19 protein-coding genes are annotated in these 19293 nt (G+C 53.2%); 9 read left to right on the top strand and 10 right to left on the bottom strand.

Annotation, left to right across the window (positions count from 1 at the left end):
• Positions 1 to 30: 30 nt before the first annotated feature.
• Positions 31 to 1428 carry a nitrate transporter NarK gene (gene narK, locus J4613_RS03655; RefSeq protein WP_000019850.1) on the bottom strand — a complete coding sequence of 466 codons (1398 nt, stop codon included), beginning with the start codon at positions 1426 to 1428 and terminating at the stop codon, positions 31 to 33.
• A gap of 340 nt (positions 1429 to 1768) precedes the next feature.
• Between narK and narX the strand changes: the two genes are divergently transcribed.
• Positions 1769 to 3565, top strand: coding sequence for a nitrate/nitrite two-component system sensor histidine kinase NarX (narX, locus tag J4613_RS03660; protein WP_052944125.1), 1797 nt, complete (start codon positions 1769 to 1771; stop codon positions 3563 to 3565).
• Entirely contained in the window at positions 3558 to 4208 is a 651-nt protein-coding gene (gene narL / locus J4613_RS03665) for a two-component system response regulator NarL (RefSeq protein ID WP_001064598.1), read from the top strand. The genes narX and narL overlap by 8 nt, the downstream gene beginning before the upstream one ends.
• Here narL and J4613_RS03670 read toward each other — a convergent pair whose 3' ends face one another.
• Complete coding sequence (locus J4613_RS03670) at positions 4209 to 5633, bottom strand: YchO/YchP family invasin (protein WP_111742333.1); 1425 nt, start codon at positions 5631 to 5633, stop codon at positions 4209 to 4211. It lies immediately after the preceding gene.
• Between the two features lie 176 nt (positions 5634 to 5809).
• On the opposite strand from J4613_RS03670, the gene J4613_RS03675 reads away from it, so the two are divergent.
• On the top strand, positions 5810 to 6163 hold the full coding sequence (locus J4613_RS03675) for a DsrE/DsrF/TusD sulfur relay family protein (RefSeq protein WP_001179794.1): 354 nt from the start codon (positions 5810 to 5812) through the stop codon (positions 6161 to 6163).
• A 79-nt stretch (positions 6164 to 6242) separates the two neighbouring features.
• Here the strand turns inward: J4613_RS03675 and chaB are convergent, their stop codons facing one another.
• Positions 6243 to 6473: a putative cation transport regulator ChaB gene (chaB, locus tag J4613_RS03680; RefSeq protein WP_001146392.1), complete on the bottom strand. Its 231-nt coding sequence runs from the start codon at positions 6471 to 6473 to the stop codon at positions 6243 to 6245.
• Positions 6474 to 6739: 266 nt separating this feature from the next.
• On the opposite strand from chaB, the gene chaA reads away from it, so the two are divergent.
• Entirely contained in the window at positions 6740 to 7840 is a 1101-nt protein-coding gene (chaA, locus tag J4613_RS03685) for a sodium-potassium/proton antiporter ChaA (RefSeq protein WP_000148418.1), read from the top strand.
• A 53-nt stretch (positions 7841 to 7893) separates the two neighbouring features.
• Here chaA and kdsA read toward each other — a convergent pair whose 3' ends face one another.
• The 6 genes from kdsA to hemA are packed head-to-tail and all read right to left on the bottom strand — an operon-like array spanning position 7894 to position 13197.
• Positions 7894 to 8748 (bottom strand): 3-deoxy-8-phosphooctulonate synthase, encoded by an 855-nt coding sequence (gene kdsA, locus J4613_RS03690; RefSeq protein WP_000811046.1) that lies wholly within the window; start codon positions 8746 to 8748, stop codon positions 7894 to 7896.
• A 37-nt stretch (positions 8749 to 8785) separates the two neighbouring features.
• Entirely contained in the window at positions 8786 to 9595 is an 810-nt protein-coding gene (sirB1, locus tag J4613_RS03695; protein WP_001257065.1) for an invasion regulator SirB1, read from the bottom strand.
• Positions 9596 to 9598: 3 nt separating this feature from the next.
• Positions 9599 to 9988 carry an invasion regulator SirB2 gene (gene sirB2 / locus J4613_RS03700; RefSeq protein ID WP_000150667.1) on the bottom strand — a complete coding sequence of 130 codons (390 nt, stop codon included), beginning with the start codon at positions 9986 to 9988 and terminating at the stop codon, positions 9599 to 9601.
• Positions 9985 to 10818, bottom strand: a complete 834-nt coding sequence (gene prmC / locus J4613_RS03705; protein WP_000347310.1) for a peptide chain release factor N(5)-glutamine methyltransferase — start codon at positions 10816 to 10818, stop codon at positions 9985 to 9987. The genes sirB2 and prmC overlap by 4 nt, the downstream gene beginning before the upstream one ends.
• Positions 10818 to 11900, bottom strand: coding sequence for a peptide chain release factor 1 (prfA, locus tag J4613_RS03710; protein ID WP_000804703.1), 1083 nt, complete (start codon positions 11898 to 11900; stop codon positions 10818 to 10820). The genes prmC and prfA overlap by 1 nt, the downstream gene beginning before the upstream one ends.
• 40 nt (positions 11901 to 11940) lie before the next feature.
• A complete protein-coding gene (gene hemA / locus J4613_RS03715) occupies positions 11941 to 13197 on the bottom strand; it encodes a glutamyl-tRNA reductase (protein ID WP_000173208.1) in 1257 nt (418 codons plus the stop codon).
• 313 nt (positions 13198 to 13510) lie between these two features.
• Between hemA and lolB the strand changes: the two genes are divergently transcribed.
• From lolB to dauA, 4 genes are all read left to right on the top strand, one after another.
• Entirely contained in the window at positions 13511 to 14134 is a 624-nt protein-coding gene (gene lolB / locus J4613_RS03720; protein ID WP_000174484.1) for a lipoprotein insertase outer membrane protein LolB, read from the top strand.
• Positions 14131 to 14982 carry a 4-(cytidine 5'-diphospho)-2-C-methyl-D-erythritol kinase gene (gene ispE, locus J4613_RS03725; RefSeq protein ID WP_000988246.1) on the top strand — a complete coding sequence of 284 codons (852 nt, stop codon included), beginning with the start codon at positions 14131 to 14133 and terminating at the stop codon, positions 14980 to 14982. Before lolB ends, ispE begins: the two co-directional genes overlap by 4 nt.
• A gap of 265 nt (positions 14983 to 15247) precedes the next feature.
• A complete protein-coding gene (gene prs, locus J4613_RS03730; RefSeq protein ID WP_001518537.1) occupies positions 15248 to 16195 on the top strand; it encodes a ribose-phosphate diphosphokinase in 948 nt (315 codons plus the stop codon).
• A gap of 124 nt (positions 16196 to 16319) precedes the next feature.
• Entirely contained in the window at positions 16320 to 18005 is a 1686-nt protein-coding gene (gene dauA, locus J4613_RS03735) for a C4-dicarboxylic acid transporter DauA (RefSeq protein WP_001037188.1), read from the top strand.
• Between the two features lie 44 nt (positions 18006 to 18049).
• On the opposite strand, the gene ychH is transcribed toward dauA, so the two are convergent.
• A complete protein-coding gene (ychH, locus tag J4613_RS03740) occupies positions 18050 to 18328 on the bottom strand; it encodes a stress-induced protein YchH (protein ID WP_000823879.1) in 279 nt (92 codons plus the stop codon).
• Positions 18329 to 18603: 275 nt separating this feature from the next.
• Between ychH and pth the strand changes: the two genes are divergently transcribed.
• Positions 18604 to 19188, top strand: a complete 585-nt coding sequence (gene pth, locus J4613_RS03745) for an aminoacyl-tRNA hydrolase (protein ID WP_000985595.1) — start codon at positions 18604 to 18606, stop codon at positions 19186 to 19188.
• Positions 19189 to 19293 lie beyond the last annotated feature (105 nt).

The raw sequence follows: 19293 nt of genomic DNA on the forward strand, positions 1-19293 counted from the left end.
GTCTAACGCCGCGCAAAGGATAATCAAAAGTTACTTTTTATTTTTAGAATGACGTCCATATACCGCCCAGGTAATAACGACGCAGGCGATATAGAAAATAAGAAAGACTTTCATCGCGCCGACTGGCGAACCGGTTAAGGCTAAAGATGAACCAAACGCTTTCGGAATAAAAAAGCCGCCAATCGCGCCAATCGCGGAAATAAAGCCCAGCGCCGCCGCCGTATCGGTCGCCGCTTCACGCATGGCTCTTTCTTCCGACCCGCCTTCCGCTTTTACCCGGTCCATTGTCAGTTTACGGAAGATAACGGAGATCATCTGGAAGGTAGAACCACTCCCCAACCCAGCCGTCAGGAACAGCGCCAGAAATACCCCGTAGAACGCGATAAAGCTACCGCCAACGCCGCCAGTAGGTAATGTCAGGAACAGCAGACCGCTGAAAATCGCCATCAGGACAAAGTTGATAAGCGTGACGCGAGTCCCCCCCAGACGGTCAGAAATTGCGCCGCCTGCCGAACGCGCCAGCGCGCCGATAAACGGACCGAAAAACGCATAATGCAGGATCTGCACATCCGGGAATTGTGTTTTAGACAGCATAGCGAACCCCGCGGAGAAACCGATAAACGATCCGAAGGTCGCCAGATACAGCAGACTCATGATCCACAGATGACCACGTTTGAGCACCGGCAGTTGCTCTTTTAGCGAGGCCTTAGACGTCGCCAGTTCGTTCATGCCGAACCACGCCGCCAGCGTAAAAATGGCCAGGAAAGGCACCCAAATCCAGGCTGCGTTCGCCAGATAGAGCTGAGAACCGTCCGGCTGCTCTACACCGTGGCTGCCAAAGGCGGCAAAGATAGAGAGCGAAACCACCAGCGGCGCAACCAGCTGCATCACACTCACGCCCATATTGCCCAGACCACCGTTCAGACCCAGCGCGCCGCCCTGCTTTTGTTTAGGAAAGAAAAAGCTGATGTTCGCCATACTGGAGGCAAAGTTCGCGCCGGCAAAACCACACAGCAAGGAAATAATAATGAAAGTGCTAAATGGCGTACTGGTATCCTGAACGGCAAAGCCTAACCATACGCAGGGCACGATGAGGATACCGGTACTGAACGCTGTCCAGCGACGTCCGCCAAATAGCGGCACCATAAAGGAGTAAGGCACCCGTAGCAGCGCGCCGGAAACAGATGGCAGCGCAGTCAACATAAAGAGCTGATCGGTCGTAAAATTAAATCCCACTTTCGGCAGGTTCACCGCCACTGCGCTGAATAGCATCCAGACGCAAAACGCCAGCAGTAAACACGGGACAGAAATCCACAAATTACGGCTGGCGACACGATGGCCGCGCTGCTGCCAGAATGCCGGATCTTCCGGACGCCATTCCGTGATAACAGCGCCAGTTGCCCTTTCCGGGGCGGATGAGTGACTCATAGACACCTCTGATTCTTGATTTGATGTCTGCCACATTAGGGTTTACTGCCGAAGGTAAGTTGATATAAATCAAAGGAAAAGTCGTCATCACCGGCGACTAAAAATAGTTATTACCCTTAATGAGTAGGCTATTTTGGTAAAAAAGCTGTGGTTTTTCACCATGCTGTGTCTGTCTACTCCTTCCCGTCGCAGATACCTCTCTACAGCGGCAATTAAGGAGTAACTCGTTATAGGTATGGGTATACTCCGCTGTATCGTTGAGAATAGCGGCACAGCCGATTGACGCCCCTCTTTTTTGCTACGTTTTTTCGGCGACATTACCCCGAAGAAAGAAGGTAACATGTTTAAACGGTGTTTCTCTCCTCTTACGCTGGTTAACCAACTGGCGCTGATTGTCATGCTCTCTACCGCTATCGGCGTGGCGGGGATGGCGGTTTCCGGCTGGCTGGTTCAGGGCGTACAGGGTAGCGCTCATGCGATTAATAAAGCGGGTTCATTGCGTATGCAAAGCTATCGACTACTGGCCGCTGTCCCGCTGGATGCTAAAGATCAAAAGCTGCTGGATGAGATGGAGCAAACGGCATTCAGCCCTGAACTGACCCGCGCCGCTGAGCGAGACGGGCAGCAGAAGCAGCTTAAAGCGTTGCAGGATTACTGGCATAACGAACTCTCGCCAGGGCTACAGCACGCGCAAAACGCGCACGTGGTCGCAGAAGATGTCACGCGCTTTGTGGCGGGACTGGATCGCCTGGTGACGTCGTTCGACCATACTACTGAATTGCGTATCGAACGCGTGGTATTAGTTCACCGGGTAATGGCGATCTTTATGGCGCTATTGCTGGTATTTACGATTATCTGGCTACGTGTTCGCCTTTTGCAGCCCTGGAAACAGTTGTTATCAATGGCGCGCGCCGTCAGTCAGCGCGACTTTACCCAACGTGCCAATATCAGTGGACGCAATGAGATGGCCGCGTTGGGTTCTGCGCTCAATAATATGTCTGAAGAACTGGCCGAAAGTTATGCGGTACTGGAACAGCGCGTACAGGAAAAAACAGCCGGTCTGGAACATAAAAACCAGATTCTCTCGTTTTTGTGGCAAGCCAACCGCCGACTGCATTCACAGGCTCCGCTATGTGAACGTCTTTCACCGGTACTGAATGGCCTGCAAAATTTAACCCAGTTGCATGATATTGAGCTGCGAGTCTATGACCTGGAAGATGAAGATAATCATCAGGAATTTACCTGTCAGTCGGACATCAGTTGCGATGATAAAGGCTGCCACCTTTGCCCACGTAGCGCCCTGCCGATGATTAACGGCGGCACCACCTTAAAATGGCGGCTCACCGACTCTCACACCCAATACGGTATTTTGCTGGCGACGCTGCCCTATGGACGCCATCTCAGCCACGATCAGCAACAGTTGGTGGACACGCTGGTTGAACAGCTTACCGCGACTCTGGCGCTCGACAGGCATCAGGAGCGCCAGCAGCAGTTGATTGTCATGGAAGAGCGTGCCACCATTGCCCGCGAACTGCATGATTCTATTGCCCAGTCGCTCTCTTGTATGAAGATGCAGGTGAGCTGCCTGCAAATGCAGGGCGACGTGTTACCGGAAAGCAGCCGTGAGTTACTCAGCCAAATTCGCAATGAGCTGAACTGCTCCTGGGCGCAACTGCGCGAACTGTTAACCACTTTCCGCTTACAGTTGACGGAACCCGGGCTACGTCCGGCGCTGGAAGCAAGCTGCCAGGAGTTCAGCGCCCGGTTTGGCTTTACGGTAAAACTGGATTATCAGCTTCCCCCCCGCCTGGTGCCGTCACACCAGGCGATACACCTGTTGCAAATTGCCAGGGAAGCCCTCAGCAACGCCCTTAAACACTCTCATGCCGACGATGTGGTGGTGACAGTGACGCAATGTGGCAAACAGGTCAAACTAAAAGTGCAGGATAATGGCTGCGGCGTCCCGGAAAACGCCGAACGCAGTAATCACTACGGCATGATCATCATGCGCGATCGGGCGCAAAGTTTGCGCGGCGATTGCCAGGTACGCCGACGCGAGACTGGCGGAACAGAGGTCACTGTTACTTTTATTCCAGAAACAAACTTCACAGAAACCCAGGGAGATACCCATGAATAATCAGGAACCGGCAACCATCCTGTTAATCGATGACCATCCGATGCTACGCACGGGTGTAAAGCAGCTTGTGAGTATGGCGCCCGATATCAGCGTGGTCGGAGAAGCCAGCAACGGTGAGCAGGGTATTGACCTGGCGGAATCGCTCGATCCCGATCTGATCCTCCTTGATTTGAATATGCCGGGAATGAATGGTCTCGAAACGCTGGATAAATTACGCGAAAAAGCGCTGTCAGGACGTATTGTCGTTTTCAGCGTATCCAACCATGAAGAAGATGTCGTCACGGCGCTAAAGCGCGGCGCGGATGGTTATCTGTTGAAAGACATGGAGCCGGAGGACTTGCTCAAAGCGTTACAACAGGCCGCCGCCGGCGAAATGGTATTAAGTGAAGCGTTAACGCCGGTACTGGCGGCCAGCCTGCGGGCCAACCGCGCCACCACCGATCGCGATGTAACGCAACTCACCCCGCGTGAGCGCGATATTCTGAAGCTCATCGCGCAGGGATTGCCAAATAAGATGATTGCCCGGCGTCTGGATATCACCGAAAGTACGGTCAAAGTGCACGTGAAACATATGCTCAAGAAAATGAAGCTGAAATCGCGCGTGGAGGCCGCCGTCTGGGTACATCAGGAACGCATCTTTTAATTATTGCTCCTGGAACGGTTGCCAATGCGGATTATCGTCCGGCATCGTGATAAACGGTTCAGTCAGCGCGAGCGTGATCTCATTGGAAGAGACACGCTGACCTTTTTCATCCTCAACCACCACCGATAAACGCCAGCGATTTGCCGCGCCTTCGCGGTGATCCCAGGCCGGCATAATGATTGTCCAGCCCTCGGTACTGCGGGTGTCCGTTCCTGCCGTCAAACTTAATGCCTGTGTATCGCCCTGCCAGCTCAAATGACGAATACCGTGCACGCTGCGCACCTGCAATTTTAACGCAACCGTCTCACCAGGCGTAAGATCCCAGGGCGGCGTCGCCAGAAAAACCGTTAACGTTTTACGCTGCCGATACTCCATTGTCGGCAGCGAGTTACGTTGCGGCGTATCATAGCGGCTACCGCGTAATGACTGGCTTTGCGCCACTTCACTGGCGGCAAGCTGCTTTTTGAGCGGCACGCCGAAGCGGTAGTTAAGCGTCAGCCCCAGGTTATTTTGACTGACCCCGCTCTCGCCCTGTTTGTGCTGGGCGGTCATGGTAAGCAAAGGTACTGGCGTATAGTTGAGACCCAGTTTTAACGCGACAGGATTGTGATACCCCGTTCCGGAGTCAAACAGATCCACGCTATCGCCAAAGTACTGCTCCAGACTAACGCTGGTATTGATATGCTGGTAAAACGGCAGGCGCATTTGCGCGTTGATATCATATCCGCGCGCCATTCGCTGTTCTAAGGTCGCCGTATGCGTCTGCCAGTCGGCAAAAGGCTGATAATAGTTGGCGGATAAACGCAAATATTCTCCCCACGCCTCCGCGCCAAAGCCGGCGCGCTGTAGATTTTCATCCAGCAGATTATCGTAAAAGGTATTATAGCCAAGAAGCCAACCATCCTGCGCCCAGCGCTGTCCTACGCCAATGTTGCTTACCAGTCCGTCAGTCTGTTGCGTAAGACCAAGCTGGCTCCAGGTCAGATAGCGCTGTTTATCCTGTAAAGGGATAAACCAGCTTCCGCGACTGCCGTTAAAATGACCTTCGTTATCGACGTTAATATCCACGCTGGCGCTGCCCCAGGCTGATAGCCAGCTTTCAAGCTGCTGGTTAACCTGCTCGCTGACCACATCGCGTACCTGTCCGAAAGCGAATTGCCGCGCCTGTTCACCGGTATCCAGATCGTTATTTTTCATGCTGGCTTCGCCAAACGCTTTGGCCATCTCGGCAAAATGCTTTTCCCCTTCGTGGGATTCCGGCATCATGCCTAAATCCGGCAGATGGTTTTGCGTGAAAGGGTCTTGCGCCTGCGCACAGATCGTACCGCTGGCAGTCAGCAAGAGAAGCGAGAGTGAGAATGAACGAAAAACAATACGGCTCAACGTGTCGGCAACTTCTACAACAAAAGATAAGAGGAATGGCATCAGAGTAAACCATAACGTGTCCGGACAGGTTTTGCAGCCTTTTCTCGTGCTTCCAGGAATATCCTTATTTTTTCCGCAGAGCGTCCCGGGATTTTATCCACGCATTTGGCGGTACCCGGTTCCCGAGGTAACATAACGCCATTGCCGACAAAATTTCTCAAGGAGAAGGGTTATCCATGCAAAATATCGTCATTATCGCTAACGGCGCCGCCTACGGCAGCGAATCATTATTTAATAGCTTGCGTCTGGCCATTGCGCTGCGCGAGCAGGAAAGCCATCTCGATTTACGCCTGTTTTTGATGTCAGATGCCGTAACCGCAGGGTTACGCGGTCAAAAACCAGCCGAAGGCTACAATATTCAGCAAATGCTGGAAATTCTGACCGCGCAAAACGTACCGGTAAAATTATGCAAAACCTGTGCGGACGGACGTGGTATCACTCCCCTGCCGCTGATTGACGGTGTGGAAATCGGAACGCTGGTCGAGCTGGCGCAATGGACGCTGGCAGCGGACAAAGTGCTGACATTTTAAATCTGTACGCGGGAAAAGCTCCCGCGTCAGGATAGACTTCCGGCAAGAAAATCAGGCTAACACGCGAGTAATACCGCGTTTATTTTTTCTTATGCCATTTATCATCCTCGCCTTTTTCATAATCGTTTTTAACCGCCGCCCAGGCGACTTTGTGTGCGGTTTCCTCGCGGCTGGCGTCATCACGACGATCGGCTTTATCTTTATATTGCTCCCAGGCGCTATTAAACGCTTCTTTGTAAATGTCCTGGGCATGGGCTGGAAGAACATTCCGCACATTATCGGGTAAATCACTTTTGGCTTTATACGGCATCAGCGCCTCCGTCTTCAGGGAAAACATTAAGTGTGGTAAACAATGCGTTATTACGCCAGTCGAGGAGGATTTTTGCTTTTTACGGAAATTAACTTTTTGTTATTTAAACACTGTTAAAACAAGATGCTTGTTTTACTGACCTTGAAAGAAAAAAATCGTCTACGCCGTAAAACTACGTAAAAAACCACTAAAAAAATACAAATTTCTGCTATTTTTACCTTCTTTACTCTTTCCAAAATATTAACACCTGCACAAGGGAGACCCTCATGACACATGCCTGTGAGGCGGTGAAAACCCGCCATAAGGAGACTTCGCTTATTTTCCCGGTTCTTGCGCTGGTAGTGCTGTTCCTTTGGGGAAGCAGCCAGTCACTACCAGTGGTTATTGGCATCAATATCCTTGCACTTATTGGTATTTTAAGCAGCGCATTTAGCGTGGTCCGTCATGCCGATGTATTAGCGCATCGACTCGGCGAACCCTATGGATCGCTTATTTTAAGCCTGTCCGTCGTTATTCTTGAGGTGAGTTTAATTTCCGCGCTGATGGCTACCGGCGATGCTGCGCCAACGCTTATGCGCGATACGCTCTACTCTATTATTATGATTGTCACCGGGGGACTGGTCGGTTTCTCGTTGTTGTTGGGCGGGCGTAAATTCGCAACGCAATATATGAATTTATTTGGGATTAAGCAGTATCTTATCGCGCTGTTTCCGCTAGCGATTATTGTGCTGGTTTTTCCAATGGCATTGCCGCAAGCCAATTTCTCTACCGGTCAGGCATTATTGGTCGCGTTAATTTCCGCCGCGATGTACGGCGTATTTTTGTTGATTCAAACCAAAACGCACCAGAGCTTATTTATCTATGAACATGAAGATGAAGGCGATGATGACAATCCACACCACGGTAAACCCTCCGCGCACAGTAGCGGCTGGCATACGGTCTGGTTACTCATTCATTTAATTGCGGTCATTGCCGTTACCAAAATGAATGCCAGCCCGCTGGAGGCGTTGCTGACCAGCATGAACGCCCCGGTCGCCTTTACCGGTTTCCTGGTCGCGCTGTTAATTCTCTCGCCGGAAGGACTGGGCGCGCTGAAGGCGGTACTGAATAATCAGGTTCAGCGGGCAATGAATCTGTTCTTCGGATCGGTGTTGGCGACGATTTCATTAACCGTGCCGGTCGTCACGCTCATCGCCTGGGCGACAGGTAATGATCTGGTGTTTGGTTTAGGCGCGCCGGAAATGGTAGTGATGGTGGCCTCGTTAGTGCTGTGCCATATTTCGTTCTCTACCGGACGCACCAACGTGCTAAACGGCGCGGCGCATCTGGCTTTATTTGCCGCCTATCTGATGACGATTTTTGCCTGATATAAAAAAGCCGGATAGTATCTTATCCGGCCTACACAAGCTAAAAACCGCAATCAGTTCTCGGTATCCAGCTCGTCGAAGCTTTTCACCAAATCATCAATCGCTTTTATCTGGGTCAGGAACTGCTCCAGTTTCGCCAGCGGCAGCGCGGAAGGACCGTCGCACTTCGCGTTAGCCGGGTCCGGATGCGACTCCAGGAACAGGCCCGCCAGACCGACAGCCATACCGGCGCGCGCCAGCTCGGTCACCTGACCTCGACGACCACCAGAGGCGGCGCCAAATGGGTCGCGGCATTGCAGCGCGTGGGTGACGTCGAAAATCACTGGCGAGTTGCCGGAGACCTTTTTCATCACGCTAAAGCCCAGCATATCCACCACCAGGTTGTCATAACCGAAGTTCGCGCCGCGGTCGCACAGAATCACCTTATCGTTACCGCCCTCATGGAACTTATCCACGATATTGCCCATCTGACCCGGGCTTACGAACTGCGGCTTTTTCACGTTAATCACAGCGCCGGTTTTCGCCATCGCTTCCACCAGGTCGGTCTGGCGCGCCAGAAACGCCGGGAGCTGAATCACGTCAACCACATCAGCCACAGGCTGCGCCTGGCTGGCTTCATGGACGTCAGTGATCACTTTTACGCCAAATGTCTGTTTGAGTTCCTGGAAGATTTTCATCCCTTCTTCCAGGCCCGGCCCACGGTAAGAGTGAATAGAGGAACGGTTGGCTTTATCAAAAGAGGCCTTGAACACGTAAGGAATACCCAGCTTCTGGGTAACGGTTACGTAGTGCTCACAAATGCGCATTGCCAGATCGCGTGACTCCAGCACGTTCATACCGCCAAACAGCACAAACGGCAGGTCATTTGCCACCTTAATGTCGCCAATGTTAACCACTTTTTGTTTCATAGGATCGCCTTACACTTATAGGTAAAATGTCGGTTAATTAATGTAGAACAATTTGCTTGTGCGCAATGGTGTTGATCTGCGCACGAATCATTTCGCTGATCGGGTCTTCCGGACACTGTTCAACGAAGTAGCTTAAATCAGTCAGCGCAACGTGTTCACACTCAAGCTGCGCGTAGATCAACCCGCGGTCACGGATTTCGTAAGGATCTTCCGGGTTAAATTGCAACAATGCTTCGCTAACGCGTAGCGCCAGCTCCATTTGCCGTTCCTCCATCAGCGAGGATTTCAGCGTATCCAGTAGCTTACGAATCACTTCGGCGTTATCCGCCTCGTCCAAATCTTCGTTAAACAACTCGGCGACCGGACTAATATTGCCTTTTAACCAGACTTCCAGAGTATGTTCATCAAGCGTTTCACCGTTGAATGGGTTAATCAGCCACATTTCCCCTTCCAGCGATTCAATACGCAAAATCAACTGCGTTGGGAAGATAACGGGCACCAACGGCAAATCAAGACGGTTTGCTATCCATAATAAAATAGCGCCCAACGATACCGCGCTCCCCTGGCGTTTTTTCAGGACTTTATCGAGCCATAAAGCATCAGAAAGACGGTAGACGCCGCGGGAATCCGTGAACCCCCACTCGCCGTAAAAAAGTGCCAGCAATTTTTCCAGTTGCTCATCCTGAGACAGGAGCTGGCTAATTTCTTCCTGCGCCAGACTGACCAGACGTTCCAGTTCGTCGTAGACAAACTGCGTGGGAAAATCCAGGCGAATCATCTCTGATGCCAGGATCATGCCATCACACAGCGGCGCATTGTTAAATTCGAAATCAGCTAACGACCTCATGACTTACCCCAGTAACGGTATTTTTGTGGTGGCGAGTTTAATGATGATGTACAGCACCACCAGCGCCAGCGGGAAAGCGATAAAACGCGCCTGCTGGCTGCGCGCCTGACGATAATCAAGCGCAATAAAACCCAAAACGATGTAGATGATAACGCCAAACAGTTTTTCAGTCAGCCATGAGCCCGACTCCGTGAATGGCAGGATGTGCGTTTTAACGATTAACCCAATACCGCTAAGCAGTAACAGGGTATCTATGACGGGAGGCACGATTCGTGTCCAGCGCGCGGCGGCCAACGCATGGCCGCAATAGCGCCACCAGTAACGAGCGACAAACAAACTGACGGAGAGCGCAACACAGATAAGATGAAGCGTGAGCAACATTGCAATTGTCATGGCGTAAAACGTCCGCAGGTCACGCGTTCATTACCACCATAATCACGACACGTTTCTACATCCGAGTAACCAGACCGCCTGAAAACCGCTCTTACCGCTTCGCCCTGCTGCCAACCGTGTTCCAGCAGCAGGAAGCCGCCGGGCGTTAACATCTGGCGGGCGTTATCGATAATATGCGTAAGATCCGCCATACCGTTTTCGTCCGCCACCAACGCTGAGCGCGGTTCAAAGCGTACATCGCCTTCGCTAAGGTGCGGGTCCTGCGCGTCAATGTAGGGCGGATTGCTGACAATCATGTCGAACTGCTGCCCCGATAGCGCGCTGAACCAACAACTTTGCAGTATACGCACATTCCGGATAGCCAAATGTTCCGCGTTGCGTATCGCCAGCGCAACCGCATCAGGCATACGATCGACCGCAGTCACCTCGCAATCCGGTCGCTCGCAGGCCAGCGCCAGCGCAATCGCGCCGGTTCCGGTGCCTAAATCCAGAATACGACAGGTTTTTACCGGCAATCGCGCCAACGCCTGTTCCACCAGACATTCGGTATCCGGGCGCGGGATTAGCGTGGCGGGAGAAACGAAGAGCGGCAGCGACCAGAATTCGCGTAAGCCCGTCAGGTACGCAATAGGTTCGCCCTGTTTACGCCGCTGCAGCAGGTCCGCGAGCTGTTGTTGCTGGACGTCGGTAAGCGGCGTTTCGCCAAAGGCCATGATATACGTCCGCCCCTTGCCCGTAACGTACTCTAGCAGGATCTCGGCGTCGCGCCGGGGGCTGTCGCTGTCCCGGAGCTGGTTTACCGCCTCATGCAGCCAGTGCTGAAAATCCATTATTCCTGCTCGGATAAGGCGGCTAACAGGTCAGCCTGGTGTTCCTGAACAATCGGCTCAATCAGCATATCCAGCTTACCTTCCATCGTTTCATCAAGGCGATATAACGTCAGATTAATACGATGATCGGTCACGCGCCCCTGCGGGAAATTATAGGTCCGGTTACGATCGCTGCGATCGCCGCTGCCAAGCAGATTGCGTCGCGTTGACGCCTCGGCCTGCTGGCGTTTTGCCGTTTCGGCGGCGTGAATGCGCGCCCCGAGCACCGAGAGCGCTTTCGCTTTGTTTTTATGCTGCGAACGTTCGTCCTGGCATTCCACCACGATGCCGGTCGGCAAGTGGGTAATACGGATAGCGGAGTCGGTGGTGTTAACGTGCTGACCGCCCGCGCCGGAAGAACGAAACGTATCAATGCGCAGATCCGCCGGGTTAATATCCGGCAGCTCGGCTTCCGGCAGCTCCGGCATCACGGCGACGGTACAGGCGGAGGTATGGATACGCCCCTGCGACTCGGTCGCCGGAACACGCTGTACGCGGTGTCCGCCGGACTCAAATTTCAGCCGGCCATACACGCCGTCGCCGCTGATTTTGGCGATGATCTCTTTATAACCGCCATGCTCGCCTTCGCTCATGCTCATGATCTCCACGCGCCAGCGGCGCGCTTCGGCATAACGGCTGTACATGCGGAACAGATCGCCGGCAAACAGCGCGGCTTCGTCGCCGCCGGTGCCGGCGCGAACCTCAAGGAACGCGTTTCGTTCATCGTCCGGATCTTTCGGCAGCAGCAGTACCTGTAACTGTTGCTCCAGTTGTTCGCTTTTTTCTTTCGCTTCGCGCAGTTCTTCCTGCGCCATTTCTCGCATTTCAGGATCGTCGAGCATCATCTGAGCCGTCTCGATATCGTCCTGAACCTGTTGCCAGTCCGTAAAACAGCGAGAAACGTCGCTTAATTGCGCATATTCGCGCGACAATGCGCGAAAGCGGTCCTGGTCGGCGATAATTCCCGCATCGCCCAGCAACGCCTGAACTTCCTCATGGCGTTCGTGCAGGGCTTCCAGTTTGGCAACGATAGAAGGCTTCATAGGCGTAAATTCACCCTGTAAAAAAGTGTGGTGTGTGCTGCTACTCCAGCCCGAGGCTGTCGCGCAGAATATTCAGGCGTTCGTCATCCCCGTCACGGGCAGCCTGTTGAAGTGATTTCGTTGGCGCATGAATCAGGCGGTTGGTCAGTTTCCATGCCAGATCCTGCAAGATGGCTTGCGCATCACCGCCCTGTTGAAGGGCCGACAGCGCTTTGGTAGTCAGTTCGTCACGAATCTGCTCCGACTGACTACGGTATTCCCGAATGGTCTCGCTGGCCCCCTGGGCGCGTAGCCAGGCCATAAACTCGCTGGCTTCCTGCTCAACAATCGTTTCCGCTTCCACCGCCGCAGCCTGACGCTGCGCCAGATTATGCGAAATGATGCTCTGTAAATCATCGACGCTATAAAGATAAGCGTTCGCCAGTTTGCCGACTTCCGGCTCAACGTCGCGCGGTACGGCGATATCCACCAGCAGCATCGGCTGGTTGCGACGGCTTTTTAATGCGCGCTCCACCATGCCTTTACCGATAATCGGCAGCGGGCTGGCGGTCGAACTGATAATAATATCGGCATCCTGCAAACGGGCGTCGATATCGCTGAGCGAGATAACCTCAGCGCCTACCTCATCCGCCAGGGCTTGAGCGCGCTCGCGGGTTCGGTTGGCGATAATCATCTTTTGTACTTTATGCTCGCGCAGGTGACGCGCCACCAGTTCAATGGTTTCGCCCGCGCCAACTAACAGTACGGTGACCGTCGACAGCGATTCAAAGATTTGGCGGGCGAGCGTACAGGCGGCAAACGCGACGGAGACGGCGCTAGCGCCGATATCGGTTTCAGTCCGCACTCGCTTGGCGACGGAAAAAGACTTCTGAAACATTCGCTCCAGCGCGCTGGCGTTAAGGTGGCCTTTTTGCGAATCCGCAAACGCTTTTTTCACCTGACCGAGGATTTGCGGTTCGCCCAGCACCAGTGAATCCAGACCGCTGGCGACGCGCATCAGGTGGCTGACGGCGTCATTATCCTGATGCCAGTACAGACTGTTGCGCAGATCGTCCTCGTTCAGGTTATGGTAATCGCATAACCAGCGGATCAGCGCTTCTTGCAGGTTATCCTGCTCTTCCACGCTCAGATACAGCTCTGTACGGTTACAGGTTGACAGCACGACCCCGCCCTGCACCATTGGCTGCGCAAGCAGGCTGTCCAGCGCCTGATCAAGCGTGTCCGGCGAAAACGTTACGCGTTCTCGCAGCGATACAGGTGCCGTTTTATGGTTAATACCGAGCGCTAAAAGGGTCATGTCTGCGGGAGTAGTACCAGCGTTGATATGGTTAGTCTGCTTGCATCATACAGGATGCGCGTGGTCAATAAAAGAGAGAGCCCCCTTTTGGAGTAATTGGCAGCGCTCGCTAATTTGATGATTTAAGACAACTTGAAAGTAGACGATGTCACCAGGCGGCGCTAGCATTAAAGGCTATAACTGTAACCGATAGCAAAAATTTGCCGAATCGCGGCGCGAACGTTTTTACAGCCTGCAGGTTCAGTTTTCAGGCCTGATAAGCGTAACGCCATCAGGCAATTATTGCACCGTATCACAAGGATTCGTCATCACTATGACCCTGCCCGATTTTCGCCTGATTCGTCTACTGCCGTTAGCAAGCCTGGTTCTCACCGCCTGTACGCTTCCTGGGCATAAAGGCCCGGGCAAGAGCCCGGATTCCCCTCAGTGGCGCCAGCATCAGCAAGAGGTGCGTCATCTGAATCAATACCAGACGCGCGGCGCCTTTGCTTACATCTCAGATGATCAGAAAGTCTATGCGCGCTTCTTCTGGCAACAGACCGGACAGGATCGCTACCGCCTGCTGCTTACCAACCCGCTGGGCAGCACCGAGCTGGAGCTTAACGCCCAGCCGGGCAACGTCCAGTTGGTGGATAACAAAGGCCAGCGTTATACCGCCGATGACGCCGAAGAGATGATCGGCAAACTCACCGGGATGCCGATTCCGTTAAACAGCCTGCGGCAGTGGATCCTCGGTCTGCCTGGCGATGCCACTGACTACAAACTGGACGACCAGTACCGCCTGAGCGAAGTGAACTATCGCCAGGATGGTAAAAACTGGAAAGTGGTTTACGGTGGCTATGACAGCAAAACGCAGCCTGCCATGCCTGCCAATATGGAGCTTTCAGACGGCAGTCAGCGCATTAAGCTGAAAATGGATAACTGGATTGTGAAATGATGACCCATTGGCCTTCTCCGGCAAAATTAAATCTGTTTTTATATATCACCGGACAGCGAGCAGACGGCTACCACACGCTGCAGACGCTGTTTCAGTTTCTGGATTATGGCGACACACTCCACATCGAACCGCGTCACGATGGCGAAATCCATTTATTAACGCCGGTTAACGGCGTTGAAAATGAAGACAATCTGATCGTCCGCGCCGCGCGGCTGTTGATGAAAGTCGCCTCGGAGAGTGGACGCCTGCCCGCCGGAAGCGGCGCGGATATCAGCATTGAGAAGCGCCTTCCCATGGGCGGCGGTCTGGGTGGCGGCTCGTCTAACGCCGCGACCGTTCTGGTGGCGCTCAATCATCTTTGGCAATGCGGGCTTTCCATTGATGAACTGGCGACGCTCGGCCTGACGCTCGGCGCCGACGTCCCGGTCTTTGTTCGTGGCCACGCCGCGTTTGCCGAAGGCGTAGGCGAAATATTAACGCCGGTGAATCCGCCGGAAAAATGGTATCTGGTCGCGCACCCTGGCGTAAGCATTCCGACGCCGGTTATCTTTAAAGATCCTCAATTGCCGCGTAATACGCCAAAAAGGTCAATAGATACGTTACTAAAATGTGAATTCAGCAATGATTGCGAGGTTATCGCAAGAAAACGTTTTCGCGAGGTTGATGCGGCGCTTTCCTGGCTGTTAGAATACGCGCCGTCGCGCCTGACTGGGACAGGGGCCTGTGTCTTTGCTGAATTCGATACAGAGTCTTGTGCTCGCCAGGTGCTTGAGCAAGCCCCGGAATGGCTCAATGCTTTTGTGGCGAAGGGTGTCAACCTCTCCCCATTGCATCGAGAGTTACTCTAACGCATTCGGGTTTCAGGAAGATGGCGAAATGACGAGTCGCCGGTCATATATGCCGTATTTGACCGGTGTGAGGCATCGATACCAGCGCACATGAAACGTGAATGAAGACGAGTAAGCCGGGCAAGCTGAGCTTCGGTGACAACGTCACCTTGTTCCAGACGTTGCATCGCGCTCTTTAATACACCGCCTGGATAGGATTTTGCCTGGCCCGCACAGTTTTCGGCAGATTCTTTCCACCAATGGACGCATGCCTGAGGTTCTTCTCGTGCCTGATATGAAGCTTTTTGCTGGTAACGCCACCCCGGAACTAGCACAACGTATTGCCAACCGCCTGTACACTTCTCTCGGCGACGCCGCCGTAGGTCGCTTTAGCGACGGCGAAGTCAGCGTACAAATCAACGAAAATGTACGCGGTGGTGATATTTTCATCATCCAGTCCACTTGTGCCCCAACCAACGACAACCTGATGGAATTGGTCGTTATGGTTGATGCCCTGCGTCGTGCTTCCGCAGGTCGTATCACCGCCGTTATCCCCTACTTTGGCTATGCACGTCAGGACCGTCGCGTACGTTCCGCCCGTGTGCCGATTACCGCAAAAGTTGTCGCTGACTTCCTGTCCAGCGTCGGCGTTGACCGCGTTCTCACCGTAGATCTGCATGCTGAACAGATCCAGGGCTTCTTTGACGTTCCGGTTGATAACGTGTTCGGTAGCCCAATCCTGCTCGAAGATATGCTGCAACTGAATCTGGATAACCCGATCGTGGTTTCTCCGGATATTGGCGGCGTGGTTCGTGCCCGCGCTATCGCTAAGCTGCTGAACGATACCGATATGGCTATCATTGATAAACGTCGTCCGCGCGCGAACGTTTCTCAGGTGATGCACATCATCGGTGACGTCGCTGGCCGTGACTGCGTGCTGGTTGATGATATGATCGATACCGGCGGTACTCTGTGCAAAGCAGCAGAAGCATTGAAAGAACGTGGCGCTAAACGCGTGTTTGCCTACGCGACGCACCCGATCTTCTCAGGCAATGCGGCAAACAACCTGCGCAACTCCGTCATTGATGAAGTCGTTGTCTGCGACACCATTCCGCTGACCGACGAAATCAAAGCGCTGCCGAACGTGCGTACTTTGACCCTGTCAGGTATGCTGGCCGAAGCGATTCGCCGTATCAGCAACGAAGAATCGATTTCCGCCATGTTCGAGCATTGATCGAACCCGGATCTGAAACCCGCTGCGGCGGGTTTTTTTGTCTGTAACACCCTTTTGTATGACTTATGCCTCCTTCACCTGCCATTTAGTTGACAGATGATGCGCTCATGGATGAAACATTATTGTGAACAAATTATTTTCCTCACATGTGATGCCTTTCCGCGCTCTCATCGATGCTTGCTGGAAAGAAAAATATACCGCCTCCCGGTTCACCCGTGATGTGATAGCCGGGATCACCGTCGGGATTATTGCTATCCCGCTGGCGATGGCGCTGGCAATTGGCAGTGGCGTTGCGCCGCAGTATGGCCTCTATACCTCCGCTGTCGCCGGGATCGTGATCGCGCTAACCGGCGGCTCGCGCTTTAGCGTTTCCGGCCCTACCGCCGCGTTTGTGGTGATTTTGTATCCGGTGTCGCAACAGTTTGGTCTGGCGGGCCTACTAGTCGCCACGCTGATGTCGGGCTTCTTCCTGATCCTTTTCGGCCTGGCGAGACTGGGGCGATTGATTGAATATATCCCGGTGTCGGTCACGTTGGGTTTTACCTCAGGGATTGGCATTACCATCGGTACCATGCAGATTAAAGATTTTCTTGGTCTGCAGATGGCCCATGTGCCAGAGCACTATTTGCAGAAAGTCGGCGCGCTGTTTATGGCGTTGCCCACCGTCAATATTGGCGATGCCGCCATTGGCGTGGTAACGCTGGGAACGTTGATTTTCTGGCCGCGTCTCGGTATTCGTCTGCCAGGACATCTTCCCGCACTACTGGCCGGTTGCGCCGTGATGGGGATCGTTAATCTGCTGGGCGGCAATGTGGCGACTATCGGCTCACAGTTCCATTACGTTCTGGCTGACGGCACTCAGGGCAACGGAATCCCGCAGCTCCTGCCGCAACTGATGCTGCCGTGGAGTCTTCCTGGCTCCGATTTCACGCTAAGCTGGGATTCACTGCGCGCGCTGCTGCCAGCGGCCTTCTCGATGGCAATGCTGGGGGCAATCGAATCATTGCTCTGCGCCGTCGTGCTGGACGGCATGACCGGCACCAAACATAAAGCTAACAGCGAACTTATCGGCCAGGGGCTGGGGAATATGGTCGCGCCGTTCTTTGGCGGCATCACCGCCACCGCCGCGATTGCCCGCTCTGCCGCCAACGTCCGCGCTGGCGCGACCTCTCCCGTCTCAGCGGTAATTCACGCTATCCTGGTCATTCTGGCGCTACTGGTCTTAGCCCCGCTACTCTCCTGGCTGCCGCTTTCCGCGATGGCGGCGCTACTGCTGATGGTGGCATGGAATATGAGTGAAGCCCATAAAGTGGTGGATCTGTTACGCCATGCGCCGAAAGACGACATCATCGTTATGCTGCTGTGCATGTCATTAACGGTTCTGTTTGATATGGTCATCGCCATCAGCGTGGGGATTGTCCTTGCTTCCCTGCTGTTTATGCGCCGTATTGCGCGAATGACTCGACTTGCGCCGGTCAATGTTGATGTGCCTGAAGATGTGCTGGTGCTGCGTGTTATCGGTCCGCTCTTTTTCGCCGCGGCGGAAGGGCTGTTTACCGACCTTGAGTCACGTATTAAGGGCAAACGTATCGTCGTTCTGAAATGGGACGCAGTACCAGTGCTGGATGCAGGCGGGCTTGATGCTTTTCAGCGTTTTGTGAAGCGTCTGCCGGAGGGTTGCGAATTGCGTATCAGTAATCTGGAGTTCCAACCGCTGCGCACAATGGCGCGTGCCGGTATCAAACCTATTCCTGGGCGTCTGACCTTCTTCCCAAACAGGACGGAGGCGTTAGCGGATTTACTCAGTTAATGGACAATGCCCGGTGGCGATAACGCTTACCGGGCCTGAACCGGTTAGCTATGACGACGATTGTCGCTACGGCGGCAACGTTTGTCATAGTGACGTACCCACCAATATTTGTCGCTCACCTGCTCATGCCCCCCTACACGAGCCCCCGCCAGCCAAAGAACTGCACCGACAAAAATGCTCAGTATTGCGCCATGCGCAAAAAATTGCGGCAAATTAAACTGCGGCAGTTGGTTTAAAATAGAGTAACCCACGCCGACAACCATCACGACCAGCCCCAACCCCATCAGCACGTTACCGAATAACGAAGCGTTTTTGCGTTTCATATGTCACCTCCGGAACTTTTGGGTTGTTTTTAGGAAATCCCCCTAAACTTTATGTGTAAAGTATAGACAACACTTCCATTTGTAAGTGCGGGTGTGATCACAAATGTAAAGTTTCATTTAACAAAACTTTACAAATAACACTCTGAACAGTTTACATTTTTAATAATCAATGCTGGCAATTATTTAATTTACTTCAGAGTGTCGCTGTGTTTTGTCAAGCGGGCAGACAGACAGTAAACTACGCGCCAGTTATGGATCTACTCAGGACAAAAAACGTGGCAATTAAATTGATTGTTGGTCTGGCGAATCCCGGTGCGGAATATGCCGCGACGCGACACAATGCAGGCGCATGGTACGTCGATTTACTGGCGGAGCGCCTGCGCGCGCCGTTGCGTGAAGAGCCTAAATTCTTTGGCTATACCTCACGCATCACGCTGGAAGGGGAAGATGTTCGCCTGCTGGTACCCACCACGTTCATGAACCTCAGTGGTAAAGCAGTTGGCGCAATGGCCAGTTTTTACCGTATTCAGCCGGACGAAATTCTGGTCGCTCACGACGAGCTGGATCTCCCTCCGGGCGTGGCGAAATTTAAACTTGGCGGCGGCCACGGCGGCCACAATGGTCTGAAAGACATCATCAGCAAGCTGGGCAATAATCCCAACTTTCACCGCTTACGCGTTGGAATTGGTCATCCAGGCGATAAAAATAAAGTTGTTGGTTTCGTGCTGGGTAAACCCCCTGTTTCTGAACAAAAATTAATTGATGAGGCCATTGACGAAGCGGCGCGCTGTACGGAATTGTGGTTCAAAGAGGGTCTGGCCAAAGCAACAAGCCGTTTGCATACCTTTAAGGCGCAATAACCAGTGATGTGCGGCATTTTTGCCGCACGCCGTGTATAATAGGCGAAGTTATTTCCATTTCTGCAATCTGTTTTCTATAACAGGTTGATTATTAAGATATTAAGG

The sequence above is a fragment of the Salmonella sp. 32020114201800008SM genome, from assembly GCF_017572025.1.
GTDB classification, from domain to species: domain Bacteria; phylum Pseudomonadota; class Gammaproteobacteria; order Enterobacterales; family Enterobacteriaceae; genus Salmonella; species Salmonella enterica.